The following is a 19,083-nucleotide window of genomic DNA, read 5'->3' on the forward strand; positions in this document are numbered from 1 at the left end:
TACGCCCTGACAGACACAACCGACATCAACCGAATTCCTCTTGGCTCACGTTTCGCCAGGGATCGAGAAGGCTCTCACATGCCCCGCCACCCCGGCCCGCGCGCCGCCGGCGGCGCCCCCGGCAGCCGCACCGGCTCGGCCAGCAGGCAGCCCGAGACGGCGTCCAGCGCATCGTCCCGCAGCCCCGGCGTATCCGGCTTCCATTCCGCCATCTCCACCGGAAACGGCGTGCGGAAGATGCGGTCGTGCGCGTGCAGCTTGCGCGCCGCCAGCACCGGGTCCAGCGCCGAGAGGATGCGGTCCTGCTTAGCGTGCCGGCTGTGCACCTCCACCACCGCGCAGGCGGCGCCGGCACGCGCCATCTCCCGCTTCAGCAGCGCCGGCAGGAAGCGGCCGATGCCGTTGGTCTCCACCCGCAGCACCGGCAGCAGCAATTCGCGGGCGATCTGCGCCACCTGCTTGCACTGCTGCGTGGCGGGATCCTCCGCCGCGCCGGGATCGTGGGTGAGGTAGGCCAGGCGGTGCAGGAAGTGGTTGCCCTCGGCATCGCTGTAGGTGGCGGCGAGCACCGATCCGTCGCCGCTGCCCGGCCGCCCATAGGCCGGGTCCCAGAAGCCGCCGCCCGAAACCATGCGCCTGCCCAGCAGCGTCAGCACTGGGCGCCCCGCGGCCTCGTGGTAGTCGGTATCCTCCGCGTAGCGGATGATCTGCTTCGGATCGAGCCGCGCGGCGCCGCCCGCCACCGGGCGCAGCAGCATCTGCCGGCCGAAATGGATCGGCCCCACCTGTTCGCGCGTGCGCGCCACCATCTCGACCGGGAAGCGCTCCGGCCAGGCACTGCGCCCCTGACCGTCCAGCAGCGGGATCCGCAGGCGCTTGTAGCTGCCCAGAAACGCTTCACCCTCGTCCGGCGCCAGGTACAGGCTTTCGGCACAATGCGGTGTGCCGACGTAGAGGATCGTGCCGCCCGGCGTCAGGATGAACTCCGTTTCCGCCAGCCGCTCGCGCAGTTCCTCGCGCTTGCCAGGGGAATCGCAGTTGCCTGCGACCTCGACGTCGTCGCAGATGATCACCTCGGCGCGCGTGCCCGTGATGTTGCCGCCCAGCCCCGCCGCCAGCACGGAAGGGTCGCGCAACGCCCCCGCCCGCCGCACCGTGAAGCGGTCCACCGCCCAGGATTCCGCGTTCTGCGGGATCAAGTGCCGGCACAACGGATGCCGCTCCACGATGCGCCGGGCGGAGGCCACCATCTTGGTCGCCAGCGCGTGATCCGCCGCCAGCACCAGGATGCGCGTTTCCGGCGCGCGTGACAGCAGCCAGGCGCAATACAGCCCGACCAGCGTGGACTTGCCGCAGCCACGGAAGGCCATCAGCAGCAGCCGGCCGTCCTGCGCATGCTTGCGCGAATCCAGCCACCGCAGGATGCGGCGATGCACCGGTGGCGTGCCCTGGCCCAGATGCGTGTTCCAGACCCAGACGAATTCCAGCAGATCAGCTGGCGGCGCCGTCATCCTCGTCATCCTCCGCCGGTTCCGCGCCGATCATGCCGCGGGCCTGCAGCAGCATGGCCTGTGCCTCGTCCACCACCGCCGCATCGCCATTCGGCGCGGCGGCGCGGGCGATCTTCAGCAAGTGCTCCAGATGGGCCAGTGCCGACTTCGCCGCGGCGTGGTGCGCGGCGAAGGCCTTGGCGTCGTCATGCATGCCCGGTGCCGGCCCGCGCGAAACGAAGGCGCCGTAATCCTCCGCCACGCGCATCACCGCCGATTCCAGCTCGGCGGCCAGCGCCGGTGGGATGCCCTTCATGCTTAGATCCTCGGTTTGGTGGCGCGCACAAACAGCGTGCCGGCATCCACCGTGATGCTGCCGCCGCTGTGGTTCTGCGCCGTGACGCGCACTTGGTCGCTGCCGGCGCTGCCACCGACGGCGGCGTGAAACACCACGCCGCCATTCTGGAAGCCCGCCGTCTTGGCGAAGGAGGCCTGCACGAAGTCGCCCTGCCGGATGCCGGGCATCGCGACATCGCGCGAGGTGCTGGCGCCCGCGGCCAGCGCGGGCACCACCCATCCGGCATCGCTCGTGGTGTATTCCCGCACGCCCCATTTGCGGCTGCCGCCATACAGCAGCGTCGGCGCGTAGAGCGGCGGGCAGAACAGGCGCAGAGCCTTCAGCACCGCCGTGGCGCTGCCACCGCGCACGCCGATGGCCGCGAAGCGCGCATTGGCATGCAGCGTGACCCGCTGCAGCTTGTTGATGGCCAACCCGCCCACCAGGCTATCGAGGTCGGCATTGCCTTCCCAGAAGAATGACGGCGTCCCGGCCCAGACCGTGTTCATGTTGGACAGCAGCACCGGGCTCATGCTGTCCAGCACCGCCTCGTTGGCATCGAATTGCATGACAACGGGCCGCAGCTCGCTGCCCTCGGCGGCGATAAAGAACTCCTTGCACTCGCCACAATCCACCACGAAGGACAGCGCGCGGCTGGTCGGCAGGCCGACACTGTCGGCGTTCAATCCGAACTGCGTCAGTCCCGCAAATGCGAAGCCGGACAGGTTGCCGGGCGGACCGGCCGGATTGCCGGACAGCACCGCCATCTGCTCGAAGCCGACGCCGCCTGCCGTGTCGATGGTTTGCCGGAACGCCCGGGCACGCACGTTCTCGGCCGCCGCCACCAGCCGCGGCGTTCCATGCGCCGCGGCCGCCTGATGCAGCGGCACCACCGTGCCGCCGGCGCGCGTGGCATTGGGGCCGTACAGGATGGCATTGCCGGTGAAGGCGTAGGTACCCGTGTAGGCCACTTCGTAGACGCAATCGTTGGCGCCGCCGTTATGCGCCGCCACGAAGGTGCTGCACTGCTCCATCCGCATGCCGCGCGCGACAATGCCGCGCTCGTCGCCGGCTTCCAGCAGAAAGGGAATGGCGGCGACCGTCGCCGGCGTTCCCTGGCGCTGCAGCTCGAAGCCCGGCCCCATGAAGAGGTGGGCGTTGTGCCGGGGATAGGCGCCGGGGGCAGCAGAAAAGCGCACGCCAAAGCGGTCCATGGTCGGGTGCGTCGCCGAGGAGCAGGCGAAGTGGCCGCCGATATAGCGGATGCTGTTGTTCCACGCCGCCGCCGTCGCGGTGCGCACGTCCAGCCCGAAGCGGTTGTCCACGATGCGGCCGAGGTGCAGCGTGGAATCCTCGAAGCCGCGCTCCACGCCGGTGGTGCGGATGCCGATGGTGAAGCCTTCCGCCTGGCGGATCTCCACGGTCGAGGCATCGAGGTTGCGCAGCTCGATGCCGATGTCGGCCTCGTTCAGCCAGCTCGACAGCATGGCCCGCTTCACCCGCAGCCCGTCGTACAGCTTGTTGGCGTTGCGCACGGCATAGCCGTCGCCCAGCGTCAGCGCCGTGCGGCCATCCGGGCCGGCATAAACGATCACCCCGCGCATGGTCAGGCCGCTGGCGGCACCCGGCAGCAGCAGCGGCATGGCGGTGCGGTAGCTGCCCTCGCCGATCACCAGGTGCTTGGCCGCCGCCGCAGCGGCATTCATCGCAGCCTGCAACGCGGGGCCATCGTCGGTGACACCGTCGCCCACCGCGCCGAAGTCGCGAGCCGATAGCACCTCGCCCATCTTGTCCGCGATGGTGCGCGGGATGGCGCCGGTGAAGGGCACGCGCAGCGTCCCTTCTTCCCGTGCGAAGGCCGTGACGTTGCCCAGGCTGTCGAAGCCCAGCACGCGGTTGGCGCGGGCCGGGCGATCGGGCAGCATCAGCCCCGTCGGCGCCTCGCCAGGATTGGCGCGCAGCATGCTGCCCGTCTCGTCGCGGAACTCCTGCATCGCCGCCACCTGGCGGTCGAGGTCGTCGTTCAGCGTGTTGGCGCGCAGCATGCCGTTGGGCTGGAAGTCCGTGGTGCGGGCAATCACCATGCGCCGCCGCAACGCCACCAGGGCGCCGGCCTGCGGCGGCTGCGCGAAGATGACGCTGCCGCCTTCGGACGCACCCGCACCCTGCACCGCAAAGCCGCCGGCGAACAGCAGCCCATCGATGCGGATCTCGATGTCGGCGGGCTTGAAGATGGGGAAAGGGAAGATGAACACGGTCTGCGCGCCATCCGCCGCGTAGTGCACACGCGGCGCGACGTCGCCGATGCGGATATGCTCGGCCATTCGGATCTCTCGTGCGGAAGGGTGGAAGGAGGGGCTGCCTCAGTCGAGCAGGTTGCGCACCGCGCTGCCGAAGCTGTTGCCGGCGCGCAGCCAGGTGGTCAGCGAGCCGTCGCCGTTCAGCAGGCTGGAGCGGCCCGCGGCCATGCGCCCGGCATAACTTTCGGCACTATCGGCCGAGGCGCTCGCGGCATCCTCCGCCAGCCCCGCCGTGATGGCCCCGGCCGAGCCCTGGTCCGGGCTGACGCCGGAGGCCGCCATCCGCGCGCGGGCGGAGGCGACGGTGCGTTCCAGCTTGTCCTGCTGCCCACGGGCATCGACCGCCTGCGCGGCGGCGAGCTGCTGCGCGCGGCTGTTCAGCGCATCCTGCTGCTGCTGCGCTTGCGCCTTGGCGGTGGCCTGCTGCTGCTGCCCCTGCCGCACGGTGCCGTAGAGCGAGGCGGCGGTGCCGGCGACGGCCGCGATGGGAACGAGTTGGGCCATCAGTCGGTCATCCTGGTTTCGGTGGTGACGGAAAGCAGCGTCATCGGCAGCGGCACGTCGCCCTCGATGCGCCACAGCGGCCGGATGGTGTCGCGCCGCCATCCCAGGCCGCGCAGCGACACGTCTCCGGTGAAGCGGGCGGGCGCGGCATCCAGCATGGGCGTGTCCAGCCGCCGGAATGGCACGGGTGCCGGACCGCGGCCGAGATCGACCGACAGCGACGCCGTTTCCAGCAGGCGGAAGGTTGCCATGACCAGGCGCAGGGGCCCGCTGCGCGCACCGGCGGCACCGAACAACTGTGGCGGCAGCGGCTCGATCACATGCGTGAAGCCGAGGCCGGCCTGCACGCTGCTGGCCGGCTCCTCCAGCGTCACGCCACCGGACAGCACCGGCAGCGGGCGGCGGGGGGCGCCGTCGGCCACCACCTGCACGGTGGCGCCGGGTAGGTGCTCCAGGCCCTTCCACAGGCCGTGTGGCGTGGCGGCTTCGCCGCTCAGCCCGGCATCGACGCACAGCGCGTCGTCCAGCCGCTCCAGCCGCCAGCCGCCCAGCCGTTTGGCGACGCACCAGACGGTGCCGTCGATCTCCGCCAGCGCCGTGAAGGTGCCGTCGGTGTCCTGCCGCGTCCAGGCGGTGACCTGCTCGTTGCGGTACAGCGTCAGCGTGGCGAGCCAGCCGCCTTCCATGGCGACATGCAGCAGCCGCCGGGTCTGGTCGTACGCCATGGAAACTGGTGTCTGCACCAGATGCCGCGCCACCAGCGCCAGGTCGTTCGCCTGATAGGCCTGCTGCACGTCGGTATAGGCGTATTCATGCACGGCCTGGCCGGAACGGCCGACAAAGATGGTGCTGCCATCGACATCCACCGGTTGCACGATGCGGTTGACCGGCGAGCCGATGCGCGTTTGCCGGTGGAGCTGGATGGAGGCGGGCGTCATCGGGTCGCCGGTCACCATCCATTCGGCACCCGAGGTGAAAACCTGCAGGTGGCGTCCGGAAAACACGGCGCGGATGGCGTTCACCTGATCCGACAGGAGGCCGAACTCGATCGCCTGGTCGTCCAGACCGGTGCCGAGGTCGAAATTGAACAAATCGCCCGAGCGGGACAGCCACAGGCGGTTGGGCAGGTCGCGCGATCCGCCCAGCACCAGGCGATCCTGGTGGAAGCAGGCGGTCACCGGCCAGCCGCGCGCGGCGCTGAAGGCGCTTTCGTCCCAGTCCGCCGTGGCGGCGGCGGAAGCCAGCGTGTCCTCCACCATCGCCACCGCGCTGGTGGAGGAGTTCACGGCCGTGATCAGCAGCTTCTGCAACCCGATGCGAAAACGCGCGCCGACATGAGTGTTGCCGAACAGGTCCGCGCTGGCCGTCAGCGTCACGCTGCCACCGGTGCCGCTGGCGGCCAGCGTCAGGCCGGGCGGCGCGAAGCGGTGGAACGGCTCGGCACGGAAGTCCCAGCCCCTCAGGGTCCAGGCGGTGTGGCTGCTGCGCGTCACGCGCTGCGGCGGCATGTCGGGGTGCAGCAGCAGCAGCGTATCGGCGCTTTGCGTGCTTGCGATGTTGTCCAGCATCCCGGCCGTCCAGGGTGCTGGCATGGTGGCGACGGGCGTGTCGCCCATGAATACCTGCAGCTGCCGGTCGCCGAGCACCAGCAGATAGGTCTGCTCGGTGTTGAACTCGAAGCTGATCAGGCGGGACGCGCCGGGCAGCAGCGCCACGTGGCGCGCGCCTGGGCGGCGCGTGACGCCACCGGTGGGTTGGATGAAGACGTTGCGCAGGCGGCGCGCGCCGTTCTCGAAAGCGCGCAGGTCCCCCCGGCCAAGAAGCTGGTCGCCGAGTTCGCCCGCGGTGAAGCTGGTCTTGACGCTGCGGCCCATGGCCATGGTGTCACCCCCGCGCCAGGATCAGCGGAAAGTCCTCGATCGCCCGGGTCGTGCTCTGCTGGCTATCGGTCTGCCGCGCGGCGCGGAACTCGTTTTCCGCGAGACGGTGCAGCAGCTCGGCGCGCGCCGTGCTCTCGGTCAGCGGAATGCAGAACTCCGCCGCCAGCTTGGTCACCAGGGCCGAGGCGAAGAACGGCGGAAACTCGGTTTCCTCCGGCCGGAACACGTAGGTGAGCGTCACGGCATCGGCATCCGTGTGCAGCCGCTGTTCCTGGATGCGATAGCGCAGCCCGCGCCCGCTGCCGCCGGAACCGGCCGACAACACCCGCAGGAAGTCCGCCGGCAGCTGAAAGGCGCGGCGGTAGTCGGCGAAGGGCACGTCGGCCAGTTGCGGCAGGTCCATCTGCCCGCTGGCAAAGCTCCAGGGATGGGCGGACAGCAGCGCGTCGCGCACGGAGGGGTAGAGGTTGGCCGCCACCTCCGCCTCGGCGGTCCCTTCGTCGAAGGATGCGACGGGCTGCGCGCCGATCTTCAGCAGCGCGCGCGAGCAAAGGACGAGGGCGGAGAGCGCCATCGGTGAAGTCTCCTGTGCGGATGCGGAAGAACGGCCGGGGGCACCATGCCCCCGGCCGGATACGTCAGCCCTCGAAGGCGCGCATCCGCACCACGCCGGTCTCATCGACCAGCGAGGCGCCCTGGCTCATCATGTTGTTGACGAAGAAAGCGGCGCGGTCGCCGTGCCAGGTAATGTCCGTGGCGACTTCCTGCGCCACGGCATGGCCGATCGCGGTCTTGTGGTAGAAGTAGCAGAAGCGCAGGTTGCCGCTCTTGGTCAGGCCGGAATGCGGCATCCAGGTCGCGCCCAGCCAACGCTTGGCCTGCGTGCCCTTCCAGGGCAGGTCGGCGTCGCCAATGTACTGGGTGTTGGCGAACTCCTCGATCTGCAGCAGCTGCGACCACTGCTTCCAGCCGACGATCGCGAAGCGGTTGCCGTCGTCGGCCACGTCCGCCGCGCCGAGCTTCTCGAAGGCCAACAGCACCTTGGCCTTGGTCAGCCCGTCGGTATCCGTGGTGCCGGCGGCGGTACCGACCGCCTCGTTGGTGCCGGCGTCGAGCGCCGCGATGATCAGCTCATCGGTCTTGCGGCCCAGCGCATAGGCACCCGCATTGGCCACCACGGCGCGCTCGTCGATGTTGGTCTTCAGCTCGTCCAGGCGGTCGATCCACTCGCCAGCATAGTAGTCCTGCAGGTAGCACTCGACATGCGAGTGGGCGAGGTTCATCACGGGCACCGAGCCGTTGCGCGCCTTGGCGGCGGCGGTGCCGCGGCCGACGATCGGAAACACGGTGGAGGCACCGCGCACGCCGGACTTGCTGCGCACCGTCGGGCGCAGCTTGCTGCCCTGGCGCTGATAGGCCTCGTGCACCTCGGACTCGAACTGCTTCGCGAAAACCTGGTCAATGGTGGCGGACATGCTGTCGTTCCTGCTTGATCAAGGAAGAAAGGGGGGTTGCGCGCCGCGGCCGGTTTGTCCCGCCATGCGGGGCCGGCAGGGCGCGCGCGCCATCGCGCCCGGTCAGGACCGGGTTGGGCGGCGGCGGAAAGGGGAACGGGCCGCCGGGGTGCCATCGGGCACCGCGCCGGCGGCCCGCGGCGGCGGGGCAGGCACCGAAGTGCCCCCTGCCCCGCCGAACGGGGTCAGCCGTTGCCGAACAGGCGCTTGAAGCCGTCGGTCACGCGCTTGACGTATTCCGGCTCGCGGGTGCGCCAGTAGCGCGGGTCGCGCATCATCGCGCGCAGCGCCTTCTCGTCGGTCGCGCCCGGCGCCTCGGCCTCGCGCGCCAAGCTGGGCTCGGCCTTGCCCATCATGCCGTGCAGCGCCAACACGCCCTCGGCCGTGGTGGACAGCGCTTCCACCACGCCGGGCGGCAGGTTGGCGCGGCCCCAGGCGGCGATCTGCGGCGCCAGGCGGCGGAACTGCGCCTCACCACCCAGGGCCTCGTGCAGCTTGGCCGCCTGCTTCTGCGCCTCGTAGTCGGCGGCGGCCTCCGCGATCAGCGGCAGCAGGCGCTCGGCAGCCAGGTCGTAGACCAGCTGCACCTGGGTGCAGGTGAAGCCCGCCTCATGCAGCTTGGCGTTGATGCCGGCATCCGGCCCGCACATCTCGTGCTTCGGCTCGATGCTGTATTCCTTAGGGCTGTCCGGCACGCCCATGGCGCGGCGGAAGCGCTGGCGCTCCTCCTCCGGCGCGTCGGCGGCGGGCGGCGCGAAGCGCTGCGACAGGCGCTTCTCCAGTTCCTTGTAAGACTTCAGCAGCGCATCCACGCGCAGCTGGTTGGCCTCGCCATCCCAGAACTTTTCCGGCACGTCCTCGGGACGGCCAGGGGTCGGGGCAGCGGCGGGCTCGAGCAGGTTCTCGGACATGCGGGGCGTCATTCCTCGCTGGGGGTCGAAGTCAGGATCCCGGCCGGCGCGGCAAGCGCGCGGGCCAGGTGTCGGGTGGCGGCCGGGACGTCGATCTGCTGCACCGCCTCGGCGCCCAGCGCGGACACGGACTGCAGAAACAGCAGCGTGTTCGCGGCGTCCGCGCGGCCCTGCACGCGGGCCAGCGGCGACTGGTAGGTCAGCCGCACCTCGCGCCCGTCCAGCAGCATCGGCGGCACCTCGCCGCGCCGGCGCAGGATGGCTAGGCAGCGCGCCACCAGCGGCGTCAGCAACTCCGCCTGCAGCCGGCCATAGGTGGCGCCGAGCAGCCGCGCCGTCTCGGCGCTGCGCTCCAGCACCTCGGTCGCCGTCATCTGCTTGTCGCGCGGGGCCGACAGCCGGTCGGCCAGCAGCGCGGAGCGGATCCGCTTGCGGAAGTCGTCCAGCACCAGCTGCGAGACATCGAAGTTGCCCGGCGCCGCCAGCGGCGTCAGGCCCGACGACCCCGGCGCCTTGGGGATGATGGCGCCCGGCACCAGCCGCACGGTGGCGGGGTTCAGCACACCGTCATCCTCGGCCTGCCAGATGCCGGTGGCGGCGATGGAGGCATTCTTCAGCACCAGCTCCACCACCTTGTTGGCGGTGCGGATGTCCGGCAGCGTCTTCATCACCGGGCCGCGGCCATAGGTCTCGCCGGGTGCCTTCAGCCAGCGAAAGGCAATGAACGGGCTGTCGGCGAAGCGGCCCGTCGCCAGCGGCAGGGCGCGGCCATCATGGTCCAGCACCGCCATGAAGCCGGCGCCGCCATGGCCGTCCGGCCACACCGCCTCCACCACCCGGAAGCGGGCGGGCTGGTCCTCCTCGCCGCGCGCCATGTCGGCCGGCAGCATCGCCGCCGGATAGCGGCGGGCAATGCCGGCGGCATCCAGCGTCACGGCACGGAAGATGGTATCCAGCCTGCCGCCGGCGCCTTCCTCCAGCACCGCCTGGGTCAGCGGCACGGCGGTGAAGCGCAGCGCGCTGCTTTCGCCCGGCGGCGCTTCCTCCACCAGCAGAACGCCGGTGCCGGCGACCACGAGGTCGAGAAAGGCCTGGTGCATCTCCAGCGCGAAGTTGGAGCGGTCGAAATGCCCCTGCAGCACCTCGGCCGCATCTTCCAGCGCGGCGGCGGCGGCCTGGGCATCCGGTCCCTCGGCCACCGCGCGGCTCGGCGCCAGGCCGAACCAGCGGGACCAGGGGGGTGTCAGCTCGGCCAGCAGGCTGGCGGAAAGCTGCTCGGCCGCATCGGCCGCCGTCGCGTCATACAGCAGCGGGCCGCCGCTGCCGGGGGTGGCGGACAGCACGTGGTCATAGCATTCACGCCACACCGCTTCCCACGGGCGCCGCTTTTCCAGCGCCTGGGCGTGGCGGGCCAGCACGGCCTCGGGGGTCATCTCCATGCGCCTACTCCCCCAGCAAGGTCTTGCGGGGCGCGGCCAGCGGGGCCGCCGCCGCCAGGACGCCGCGCTCGGACGTCGCGATGGTGCCGGCCAGCCCGCGCTTGGCGCGGTCCTGGTTTTCCAGGCGCGCGGCCTGCGCGGTCGCGGCGACGGCGGCGGGGGTCGCGGTGGCCGGGGGCGCGGCGGCGGCCGGGGACGCGGTCACCACCACCGGCTTCGGGGCTTTCATCAGGCCACCCATGCGCAACTGAACTCCTTGAAGGGGCTCCGATCGCCGGGCACAAAAAGACACGGGCCCGGACCGAGGGTTCGGTCCAGGCCCGTGCGAGTTCGCCAGGGATCGGAGAGGAAGGTCAGCGGGCGCAGCTCGCCCGTTGACAAGAGCGGTTCTAGGGGAATAAATTCCTTTCGTCAAGAACTTTTTCTTTGGTGGCGATGCTTTTGCTGAGCGCCATAAACAGGCCGCGCGGCGTGATCGCGAAAGGCGCCCCCTGCCCGAGCACGGCCCGGCACACCGCGACGCAGGAATAGGGTGCGAAGGCCGGCAGCAGCCCGGCATGTGGGGCGCCCGGCCTGAAAGGTCCCACCAGCCGCAGGCCGGCACGGCGGTAGAAGGCCGGCAGGTCGAACCCCGGCACCAGCACGGGGCGCGACACCAGCAGGCGGCCGGACAGCGGCTCCACCACCGTCCATCCCTGGGCATCCTCGATGGCGGCGAAGCAGTGGCGGAAGCCCGGCCGCAGCAGCCGCAGCCAGCCACGATCCGCACGCCCGCCAAAGCCGATCCAGACTCGCTGCGCGTCATCCGCCAGCACGTGGCGGGGCGAGGCCCGAAGCGGCGACGCCGCACCCCCTTGCGGAGATGCGGCGCCGTGTTCCTGTTCCACCATCACCGCGGCGGGCGGGGCGACCGCCCCCGTCCGCCGTGCCGCCGGCGCCAAGCGCCGCGCCGCCAGCGTCACGCCCCTTCCCCGCCGCCACCGAAGCGCGCGGCCAGCTCCACCACCTCCGCCATGCCGCCGGCCCTGGGGGCGCCCGCCACGATGCCCTTCATGCGCAGCGGCCAGTCCAGGCGCTGCATCGCCTCGCTCCACACGCGCCAGTCGTTCCGCTCGCCCAGGTGCCGCGGGTCCGGGGCCACGCCCCGCTCTCCCCAGATCCGCATGATGCGGGCGTGCACCAGATCGATGCGCCGCTGCCGGTACAGCCGGTCCAGGCACTTCACCACGTCGTCCGGCTCGCAGGGCCGCATCTTGCGCCCCGCGCCGGCCACCACGCGGGCGCCGTCGCGGCGCGCGGTCAGCGCGGCCATGGTCCAGATCCAGGCTTCCTCGGCGCTGTCGAAGGGTTCGGTCTTGGCCATGGAGGACAGTACGGATGCGCTGTTGGTGCGGAGGGCGGCGGGCATGGGGCGGTGTTTCCTTTCTGGCCTAAGCAGTGAACGTAAAGAGAACATTAATCTAGTCTTGTTAGGCGTCAACACCTAAATGTGATCATGTTCCTAGGAAACCTATCTTGCAAGGTGATTCAGGGTCCTGGACAATGCGCGTCATGCGGCATGACGACATCTGGCGGGCGCTCGACGCCCTGGCAGCCGAGCACGGGCTTTCCGCCTCTGGCCTCGCGCGGAAGGCGGGACTCGATCCCACGGCGTTCAACCCTTCCAAGCGCGTCGGCGCCGACGGGCGGCCACGCTGGCCGTCCACGGAAAGCATCGCCAAGGTGCTGGAAGCGACCGGCACAGAAATGGAAAGCTTCGCCGGCCTGGTGACCGGCGCGCCGACCCTGCACAACAGCAGCCGCCCCAACCCCGGCCGTCGCATTCCCCTGCTGGGGCTGGCGCAGGCCGGCTCGGAAGGGTTTTTCGGCGATGGCGGCTATCCGGTGGGCGCCGGCTGGGACGAGATCGGCACGCCCGAGCTATCGGACCCCAATGCCTATGCCCTGGAAATTTCCGGCGACAGCATGGAACCGGTGTTCCGTGACGGCGACACCATCATCGTGTCACCCAATTCGCCGGTGCGGCGCGGCGACCGCGTGGTGGTCCGCACCAGCCGCGGCGAGGTGATGGCCAAGGAGCTGCTGCGCCAGTCCGCCCGCAAGATCGAACTGGCCAGCCTCAACCCGGCGCATCCAAACTACAGCTTCGACCTGTCGGAGATCGCCTGGATGCACCGGGTGTTGTGGGCCAGCCAGTAGCCACCACCGGCCGGGGCCTCAGCCCCGGCCGCCCGCCTCACATCACGGCGCGGGCGCGCAGCAGCAGGTCCTTCGGATTGCTTTCCGCCCGGCACACGAGATAGCCGCCTTCGTCCAGCGGGATGGCGGCCAGCCCGCTGTCCTCGTAGGCCCGCAGCAGGGCCGGCCCGACCCGCCAGAAAGCATGCGTCACGCCATTGCGCTCGCAGATGTCGCGGAAGCGCCACAAGGCGGCGATGCGCGCCTGCTCCCCGCCGGCCGGGTCGCCCAGCCCGATCCAGACCTTGTCCAGCTTGCGGAACGCGAAGCCGGCCCCGTCCACGAAAACGGCGCCGTCGGCCTGCGGCGGGGCTTCCGCGCCCAGCGCGGCCAGCCGGGCCCGGGCGGCCTCGTCATACGGCTCCGCCACCAGGCGGGATGGCCGCAGCAGCCGGAACACCGCCACCAGCAGCAGCACGCCCGCCACGCCCACCGCGAGGCGCAGCGAGCCCGGGGCGGAGCCGGAAAACGGCACCACGTACCATGGGTCGTTGGTCACCGGCCCGCGCCAGGCGATACTGGCCAGCAGCAGCGCGCACCCCACGCCCGCGGTCAGCGACATCACCGTGCTGGCGGACATCGGCTCGCCCGTCAGCCGCGCGTCGCGATAAAAGGCGCTGCTCAGCCCGGCCAGCAGGGCGGCGGGGATCAGGAAGATCGCCACCAGCCACCAGGGCTCGCCCTTCACCGCCACCGCCGCGGCGCCCGCCAGCAACAGCAGGATCCCCGCGATGCGCGCGATGCGCAGCCGCCGCAGCATGCCATAGGCGACCACCAGCAGCAGCGAGCCGACGACGGAGGAGGCGAAGTGGCCCACCAGAGCCGCGAACTCCCCCGCCCATTCCGCCAGCCGCGTGCCGCGCGACGGCAGCGCGCCCAGGAACAGGAGGCCGATGCCCATCACGGCGGACAACCCGGCCAGAACCGGCACTTCCAGGGAATCGGTGATGCGCGCTTCCGTGCCCATGCGCGCCAGCAGGTGGCGGCGCTGCGTCAGCTCGAAGCCCGCGAACAGGAGCCCCGCGATGAACAGCGGCACGATGTAGTAGTAGAGCCGGAACAGGAACAGCGCGCCGATCACCTGCGGCGCCGGCACGTAGGGTTGCAGCGCCACCAGCACCACCGTGTCGAACACGCCGAGCCCACCTGGCACATTGGCCGCCAGCCCGGCGGAATAGGCCGCCAGGTAGATGCCCATGAAGCGCACGAAGGTCAGCCCGTCGGCGGCCGGCAGCAGGGTGTAGAAGATCATGGTGGTGACGGCGACGTCGACCACGGCCAGCGCCGTCTGCATCAGCGCCATGCGGAAGCCTGGCAGGTCGATCTTGTGGCCAAAGGCGGTGAAGTGCGGCAGCACGCGCGACAGCACCAGATAGGCCCCCACCACCGCGAACAGCGCCAGCCCGATGCCCTGCATCGCCCAGTGCGGCAGGTTGTCGCGGAACCAGGGCAGGATCTCCGGCTCCAGCACCAGCACCGCGCCGCCCAGCGCCATGCCACCCAGCCCGAAGGTCAGGCTGGTGAAAGCGATGACCTTGGCGATCTCGACCGGCGTCAGCCCCCAGGCGGCGTAGAAGCGGTAGCGCACCGCGGCGCCGGACACGGCGGCGACGCCCAGGTTATGCGCCAGCGTGTAGGCGCAGAACGAGGCGAGCGAGGTTCGCAGGTAGCTCACCGGCTTGCCGGCATAGACGGAGCCCAGCCGGTCGTAGATGGTCAGCACCGCATAGGCCAGCAGCGTCCAGCCGGCCGCGACCCACAGCGCGTGGGAGGGCACTGCCTCCACCGCGGCCATGATGTCGCGCATCGACAGGTCGCGGAATTCTTTCTGGACCACGTAGATGGCGCCCGCCAGCAGCACCAGGCCGAAGGCGGTCGGCCCGTGCCGCCGCAGCAGCGCCAGCATGGTCTTCAGCCCTCCCCGGGGAGGGCGGGTTCGCGCGCCAGGGCTTCTTCGATCAAGCGGATGGTCTCCGGAATGCCATAGGCCGCGGCGACGCTGCCGAAGCGGGGTCCCTGGTCGGCGCCGACCAGCACCTGGTACAACGCGTTGAACCAGCCGCGCGACACGCCGGGCGAGCCGTCTTTCATCACCTGGATGAAAGGTTCGCGCCGGCCGGCGTCATAGACATCCACCTGGATGCGCTCGGCCTGCGGCTGGCCGGGCGGCAGCGCCTCGATCTCCGCCTGATGCGCCCGCAGCAACTCGACCAGCGCCAGGAAGGCCGGGCGCTCCTCCGGCGTCGGCGCGCGGGGCTTCAACCCCGGCAGCACGAAGTCCCGCGCATAAGCGACGGCATAGTCCACCATCCGCGCCAGCAGCGGCTGGGTTTCCGGCGTCGCGCCGGGGGCGTAGTTGCGCACGAACTTCCACAGCCGCTCCGGCGTGTCGGCGGCCGACACGGTGACGAGGTTCAGCAGCATGGCGAAGCTGAGCGGCGGCTCCGGCGTGTTCGGCGCCTCGCCGGCATGGATGTGCCAGGCGGCGGAGGCCATGTCCGGCTGCGCCCGCAGCTTCTCGCGCTGTGCCAGGTAGTCGTCGGTCGCACGGGGGATGACGTCGAAATGCAGCCGCTTGGCGCGCCCGGGCTGCTGGAACATGAAGTGGCTCAGGCTTTCCGGCGGCGCGTAGCGCAGCCATTCCTCGATGGTCAGCCCGTTGCCCTTGGACTTGCTGATCTTCTGCCCGCCGGCATCCAGAAACAGCTCGTAGGTCATGCTCACGGGCGGCTCCGCCCCCAGCACCCGGCAGATGGCGGAGGACAGCTTGACGCTGTCGATCAGGTCCTTGCCCGACATCTCGTAGTCCACGCCCAGCGCGAACCAGCGCATGGCCCAGTCGGCCTTCCACTGCGCCTTGACGTGGCCGCCGGTCACCGGCGTCTCGATCAGCGCGCCATCCTCGGGGTCGCGCCACACCACGGTGCCGGACTGCGGCCGCAGTTCCTCCATCGGCACCTGCATGACGATGCCGCTGCGCGGGTGGATCGGCAGAAAGGGCGAATAGGTGGCGCGGCGGTCCGGGCCCAGCGTCGGCAGGATCACCTGCCGCACCTCCTCATGCGCCTCCAGCATCCGCAGAAGCGCGGCGTCGAAACGCCCGGCGCGGTAGTAGTCGGTGGCCGAGGCGAACTCGTACTCGAAGCCGAAGGCATCCAGGAAGGCGCGCAGCCGGGCGTTGTTGTGCGCGCCGAAGCTGTCATGCGTGCCGAAGGGGTCCGGGATCGCGGTCAGCGAACGGCCCAGGTAGGGCTTCAGCAGCCGCTCCCCGTCCGGCACGTTGTCCGGCACCTTGCGCAGCCCGTCCATGTCGTCCGAGAAGGCCAGCAGCTTGCTCGGCAGCCCGGTCAGGCGGGTGAAGGCATGACGCACCCAGGAGGTGCGCGCCACCTCGCCGAAGGTGCCGATATGCGGCAGGCCGGAGGGGCCATAGCCCGTCTCGAACAGGGCCGTGGTTTTTCCCGTCGCGGCCATGCGGTCGGCGACCTTGGCGGCTTCCTCGAAGGGCCAGGCCTTGACGGTACGGAGCGTGGGATCGGCGTTCATGCCCCGCCCCATGCCAGCGCCCGGCCCCAGGGTCAACGACAGGCCCGTGTCGCTTCGCGCCGGCATGGCCTCGTTCGCCTTTTGCCCCTACAAGGCGGGGTGCCCCCGCCGCCCCTCGCCCCCAGCCTGCTGCTGCCCGACGCGCCCGCGCTGATCGCCGCCACCCATGGCGCGGCGGTGCTGCTGACGCCGGATGGCGAGCTGTCCACCCTGCGCGCCAAGGACGCCGTGGCGGCGCTGCGCGACCTCGGCCCGCCCATCCTGGTGCACGCGCCGGCCATGGCCAAGCGGCTCGGCGTCAGTTCCATCCCCGGCGCCTTTGACCTGCTGGAGCTGTTCGCCTTCGCGCTGCCGGCGCAGCCCGCCGCCCCCACGCCACGCGGCCTGGCCCTGGCGCTGGACCTGCCGGCCCCGGCCGATGCCGAGGCCGCCGCCGCCCTGCTGCCCGAGATCGCCACGGAAATCCTCCGCCGCCTCGCCCGCGCCCGCAACGCCCTGCCCAACCGGGATGCCGCGATGCTGGCGGCGAGGCTGCGGGACGCCAACGACTGGCCCTGGGCGGATGCGGTGCTGGCCGCCCTCGGCCAGCCCAAGGCGCGCGGCAGCAATGACGGCCTGAAGGTCTGGCGCACCCTGCCGGAATGGGAGGAGGCGGCGCCCCCCACCCCCGCTAGCAGCCTGCCCGTCTCCGCCACCGAGGCCCGCGCGCGCCTTGCCGAGATCCTGGGCGACGGCGCCGAGCAGCGCCCCAGCCAGGGCGACTTCGCCTCCGCCGCCTCCATGGCCTTTCAGCCGCGCGAGGTGCCGGGCGAGCCGCGGCTGGTGCTGGCCGAGGCCGGCACCGGCACCGGCAAGACCCTGGGCTACGTGGCCCCCGCCAGCCTCTGGGCCGAGCGCAACGGCGCCCCCGTCTGGATCGCCACCTACACCCGCAACCTGCAGCGGCAGCTCGACCAGGAGCTGGCCCGCCTTTACCCCGACCCGGAGGAGCGGCGCCGCAAGGTGGTGATCCGCAAGGGCCGCGAAAACTACCTGTGCCTGCTGAACTTCGACGAGGCGACCAGCGGCGCCATGCCGTCGCGCATCACCGCCCTGGCGCTCGTCGCCCGCTGGGCCGGCGCGACGCGGGACGGCGACCTGATGGGCGGCGACTTCCCGGGCTGGATCGCCGAGCTGTTTCCCGCTGGCGCCGTGTCCCTGCTGGCCGACCGTAGGGGCGAGTGCATCCATTCCGCCTGCCCGCACTGGAAGCGCTGCTTCGTCGAGCATTCCATCCGCCGCGCCGAGACCGCGCACCTCGTGGTCGCCAACCACGCGCTGGTGATGGTGCAGGCCGCCCTCGGCCCGCGCGGCGGCGACGGGGAAAGCGGCCCGGCGCTGCGCTACGTCTTTGACGAGGGCCACCACCTGTTCGACGCCGCGGACGGTGCCTTTTCCGCCGCGCTGTCCGGCGCCGAGATGGCCGAGCTGCGCCGCTGGCTGCTGGGCAACGAGGGCGGCCGCGGCCGCGCGCGCGGCCTGCGCCGCCGGCTGGAGGAGCTGCTGCCCGAGCACCCCACCCTGATCCCGCCGCTCGACCACACCGAGCAGATGGCCCGCCTGCTGCCTGGCACCGGCTGGTGGGACCGCTGGAACGAGGCCCCCGACCCCGACGCCCCGCGCCCCGGCGAGGACTTCCTGCGCGCCGCCCGCCTGCAGGTGCTGGCCCGCACCGGCGAGGCCGACCCCATCTACGATGCCGAGGCCGACCTTTACCCGCTGCACGAGGGCCTGCCCGCCGCCGCCGCCGCGTTGCAGGCAGCCCTGGAACGCCTGCGCGACCCGCTGAAGCATCTGGCTAAGCTGCTGAACGACATCCTGGAGGACCCGGAGCAGGAGCTGGAAACCGGCGACCGCATCCGCCTGGACACCGCCGCCCGCAGCATCGAGCGCCGCGCGCTGATCCCGCTGACCGCCTGGCTCGCCATGTTGAAGCCGTTGCAGGAACCGCCGCCCGAGCCCGGCACCCGCCCCCTTTACGTGGACTGGGTGGCGCTGACCCGGCGCGAGGGGCGCGACATCGACGCCGGGCTGCACCGCCACTGGCTGGACCCCACCGTGCCCTTCGCGACGCAGGTGGCCGCCCCCGCGCATGGCGTGCTGATCGCCTCCGCCACGCTGCGCGACGCCAGCAGCAAGCGCGACCCCGAGGCGGCGTGGCGCGAGGCCGAGGCCCGCACCGGCGTGCAGCACCTGGCCAGCCCCGCCGTGCGCGCCTCCCTGCCCTCGCCCTTCGACTACGCCAGCCAGACCCTGGCGATCGTGGTGGAGGACATGAACCGCGACAGCCCCGGGCAGGTCGCCGCCGCCATGCAGCAGCTGTTCCTGGCCTCGGGCGGCGGCGCGCTGGGGCTGTTCACCGCCATCCGCCGGCTGCGCGACGTGCACGCCCGCATCGCCCCCGCGCTGGCCGAGGCGGGCCTGCCGCTCTACGCCCAGCATGTCGACCCGATGGACAGCTCCACCCTGGTGGACATCTTCCGCGCCGAGGAGGATTCCTGCCTGCTCGGCACCGATGCGCTGCGCGACGGCGTGGACGTGCCCGGCCGCGCGCTGCGCCTCTTGGTGTTCGACCGCGTGCCCTGGCCGCGCCCCTCCATCCTGCACCGCGAGCGGCGCATCCACCTGTCCGGCGGCCGCCCCACCGCCTATGACGACGGCATCGCCCGCCACCGGCTGCGCCAGGCCTTCGGCCGGCTGATCCGCCGCGCCGACGACCGTGGCGTCTTCGTGCTGCTCGACAGCCGCACGCCGTCGCGCCTGCTGGCCGGGCTGCCGGACGGCGTCACCCCCCGCCGCCTGGGGCTGGCGGAGGCCGTGCGCCAGACCGCCGCTTTTCTTGCATCCCCCACGCCCCCCGCGGGTTGAAGCGCCATCCTGGCCGC

Annotated in this window: 16 protein-coding genes; 2 read left to right on the plus strand and 14 right to left on the minus strand. The window is 71.4% G+C overall.

The window, feature by feature from the left end; translation table 11 throughout:
* Positions 1-74 precede the first annotated feature (74 nt).
* The 12 genes from terL to IAI59_RS16820 all read right to left on the minus strand — a co-directional run bounded on the left by terL (position 75) and on the right by IAI59_RS16820 (position 11,783).
* The gene (gene terL / locus IAI59_RS16765) at positions 75-1,511 is read right to left on the minus strand and encodes a phage terminase large subunit (protein WP_207414967.1); all 1,437 of its coding nucleotides are present in this window, start codon (positions 1,509-1,511) and stop codon (positions 75-77) included.
* The gene (locus IAI59_RS16770) at positions 1,492-1,806 is read right to left on the minus strand and encodes a hypothetical protein (protein WP_207414966.1); all 315 of its coding nucleotides are present in this window, start codon (positions 1,804-1,806) and stop codon (positions 1,492-1,494) included. The genes terL and IAI59_RS16770 overlap by 20 nt, the downstream gene beginning before the upstream one ends.
* Before the next feature lie 2 nt (positions 1,807-1,808).
* Positions 1,809-4,151, minus strand: coding sequence for a glycosyl hydrolase family 28-related protein (locus tag IAI59_RS16775; RefSeq protein ID WP_207414965.1), 2,343 nt, complete (start codon positions 4,149-4,151; stop codon positions 1,809-1,811).
* A gap of 39 nt (positions 4,152-4,190) precedes the next feature.
* Positions 4,191-4,631 (minus strand): hypothetical protein, encoded by a 441-nt coding sequence (locus IAI59_RS16780; protein WP_207414964.1) that lies wholly within the window; start codon positions 4,629-4,631, stop codon positions 4,191-4,193.
* Entirely contained in the window at positions 4,631-6,511 is a 1,881-nt protein-coding gene (locus IAI59_RS16785) for a phage tail protein (protein WP_207414963.1), read from the minus strand. Before IAI59_RS16785 ends, IAI59_RS16780 begins: the two co-directional genes overlap by 1 nt.
* 4 nt (positions 6,512-6,515) lie before the next feature.
* Positions 6,516-7,085, minus strand: a complete 570-nt coding sequence (locus IAI59_RS16790; protein WP_207414962.1) for a phage connector family protein — start codon at positions 7,083-7,085, stop codon at positions 6,516-6,518.
* 64 nt (positions 7,086-7,149) lie between these two features.
* Entirely contained in the window at positions 7,150-7,986 is an 837-nt protein-coding gene (locus IAI59_RS16795) for a phage capsid protein (protein ID WP_207414961.1), read from the minus strand.
* 224 nt (positions 7,987-8,210) lie between these two features.
* Complete coding sequence (locus IAI59_RS16800) at positions 8,211-8,936, minus strand: capsid assembly protein (protein ID WP_207414960.1); 726 nt, start codon at positions 8,934-8,936, stop codon at positions 8,211-8,213.
* A gap of 8 nt (positions 8,937-8,944) precedes the next feature.
* On the minus strand, positions 8,945-10,375 hold the full coding sequence (locus IAI59_RS16805; protein WP_207414959.1) for a portal protein: 1,431 nt from the start codon (positions 10,373-10,375) through the stop codon (positions 8,945-8,947).
* A gap of 4 nt (positions 10,376-10,379) precedes the next feature.
* Entirely contained in the window at positions 10,380-10,604 is a 225-nt protein-coding gene (locus IAI59_RS16810; RefSeq protein ID WP_237180347.1) for a hypothetical protein, read from the minus strand.
* Positions 10,605-10,764: 160 nt separating this feature from the next.
* A complete protein-coding gene (locus IAI59_RS16815; protein WP_237181153.1) occupies positions 10,765-11,337 on the minus strand; it encodes a hypothetical protein in 573 nt (190 codons plus the stop codon).
* A complete protein-coding gene (locus IAI59_RS16820; RefSeq protein ID WP_207414957.1) occupies positions 11,334-11,783 on the minus strand; it encodes a hypothetical protein in 450 nt (149 codons plus the stop codon). The genes IAI59_RS16815 and IAI59_RS16820 overlap by 4 nt, the downstream gene beginning before the upstream one ends.
* A 143-nt stretch (positions 11,784-11,926) precedes the next feature.
* Here IAI59_RS16820 and IAI59_RS16825 point away from each other — a divergent pair, with 143 nt between their 5' ends.
* The gene (locus IAI59_RS16825) at positions 11,927-12,574 is read left to right on the plus strand and encodes a S24 family peptidase (protein ID WP_207414956.1); all 648 of its coding nucleotides are present in this window, start codon (positions 11,927-11,929) and stop codon (positions 12,572-12,574) included.
* A 37-nt stretch (positions 12,575-12,611) separates the two neighbouring features.
* Here the strand turns inward: IAI59_RS16825 and IAI59_RS16830 are convergent, their stop codons facing one another.
* Both IAI59_RS16830 and IAI59_RS16835 read right to left on the minus strand, forming a co-directional pair.
* Positions 12,612-14,519 carry a phosphatidylglycerol lysyltransferase domain-containing protein gene (locus IAI59_RS16830; RefSeq protein ID WP_237180346.1) on the minus strand — a complete coding sequence of 636 codons (1,908 nt, stop codon included), beginning with the start codon at positions 14,517-14,519 and terminating at the stop codon, positions 12,612-12,614.
* Between the two features lie 5 nt (positions 14,520-14,524).
* Positions 14,525-16,171 carry a lysine--tRNA ligase gene (locus tag IAI59_RS16835; protein ID WP_408887601.1) on the minus strand — a complete coding sequence of 549 codons (1,647 nt, stop codon included), beginning with the start codon at positions 16,169-16,171 and terminating at the stop codon, positions 14,525-14,527.
* Positions 16,172-16,258: 87 nt separating this feature from the next.
* On the opposite strand from IAI59_RS16835, the gene IAI59_RS16840 reads away from it, so the two are divergent.
* Complete coding sequence (locus IAI59_RS16840; protein ID WP_408887599.1) at positions 16,259-19,066, plus strand: ATP-dependent DNA helicase; 2,808 nt, start codon at positions 16,259-16,261, stop codon at positions 19,064-19,066.
* Positions 19,067-19,083 lie beyond the last annotated feature (17 nt).

Source organism: Roseomonas haemaphysalidis (assembly GCF_017355405.1).
In the GTDB taxonomy this organism is placed as follows: domain Bacteria; phylum Pseudomonadota; class Alphaproteobacteria; order Acetobacterales; family Acetobacteraceae; genus Pseudoroseomonas; species Pseudoroseomonas haemaphysalidis.

Bases quoted from the DNA above. Each gene is read 5' to 3' on its own strand.
- IAI59_RS16800 (WP_207414960.1), bottom strand. From the start codon at position 8,936: ATGTCCGAGAACCTGCTCGAGCCCGCCGCTGCCCCGACCCCTGGCCGT.
- IAI59_RS16835 (WP_408887601.1), bottom strand. From the start codon at position 16,171: ATGGGGCGGGGCATGAACGCCGATCCCACGCTCCGTACCGTCAAGGCC.
- IAI59_RS16830 (WP_237180346.1), bottom strand. From the start codon at position 14,519: ATGCTGGCGCTGCTGCGGCGGCACGGGCCGACCGCCTTCGGCCTGGTG.
- IAI59_RS16775 (WP_207414965.1), bottom strand. From the start codon at position 4,151: ATGGCCGAGCATATCCGCATCGGCGACGTCGCGCCGCGTGTGCACTAC.
- IAI59_RS16795 (WP_207414961.1), bottom strand. From the start codon at position 7,986: ATGTCCGCCACCATTGACCAGGTTTTCGCGAAGCAGTTCGAGTCCGAG.
- IAI59_RS16770 (WP_207414966.1), bottom strand. From the start codon at position 1,806: ATGAAGGGCATCCCACCGGCGCTGGCCGCCGAGCTGGAATCGGCGGTG.
- terL (WP_207414967.1), bottom strand. From the start codon at position 1,511: ATGACGGCGCCGCCAGCTGATCTGCTGGAATTCGTCTGGGTCTGGAAC.
- IAI59_RS16820 (WP_207414957.1), bottom strand. From the start codon at position 11,783: ATGCCCGCCGCCCTCCGCACCAACAGCGCATCCGTACTGTCCTCCATG.
- IAI59_RS16790 (WP_207414962.1), bottom strand. From the start codon at position 7,085: ATGGCGCTCTCCGCCCTCGTCCTTTGCTCGCGCGCGCTGCTGAAGATC.
- IAI59_RS16810 (WP_237180347.1), bottom strand. From the start codon at position 10,604: ATGAAAGCCCCGAAGCCGGTGGTGGTGACCGCGTCCCCGGCCGCCGCC.
- IAI59_RS16785 (WP_207414963.1), bottom strand. From the start codon at position 6,511: ATGGCCATGGGCCGCAGCGTCAAGACCAGCTTCACCGCGGGCGAACTC.
- IAI59_RS16805 (WP_207414959.1), bottom strand. From the start codon at position 10,375: ATGGAGATGACCCCCGAGGCCGTGCTGGCCCGCCACGCCCAGGCGCTG.
- IAI59_RS16780 (WP_207414964.1), bottom strand. From the start codon at position 4,631: ATGGCCCAACTCGTTCCCATCGCGGCCGTCGCCGGCACCGCCGCCTCG.
- IAI59_RS16825 (WP_207414956.1), top strand. From the start codon at position 11,927: ATGCGGCATGACGACATCTGGCGGGCGCTCGACGCCCTGGCAGCCGAG.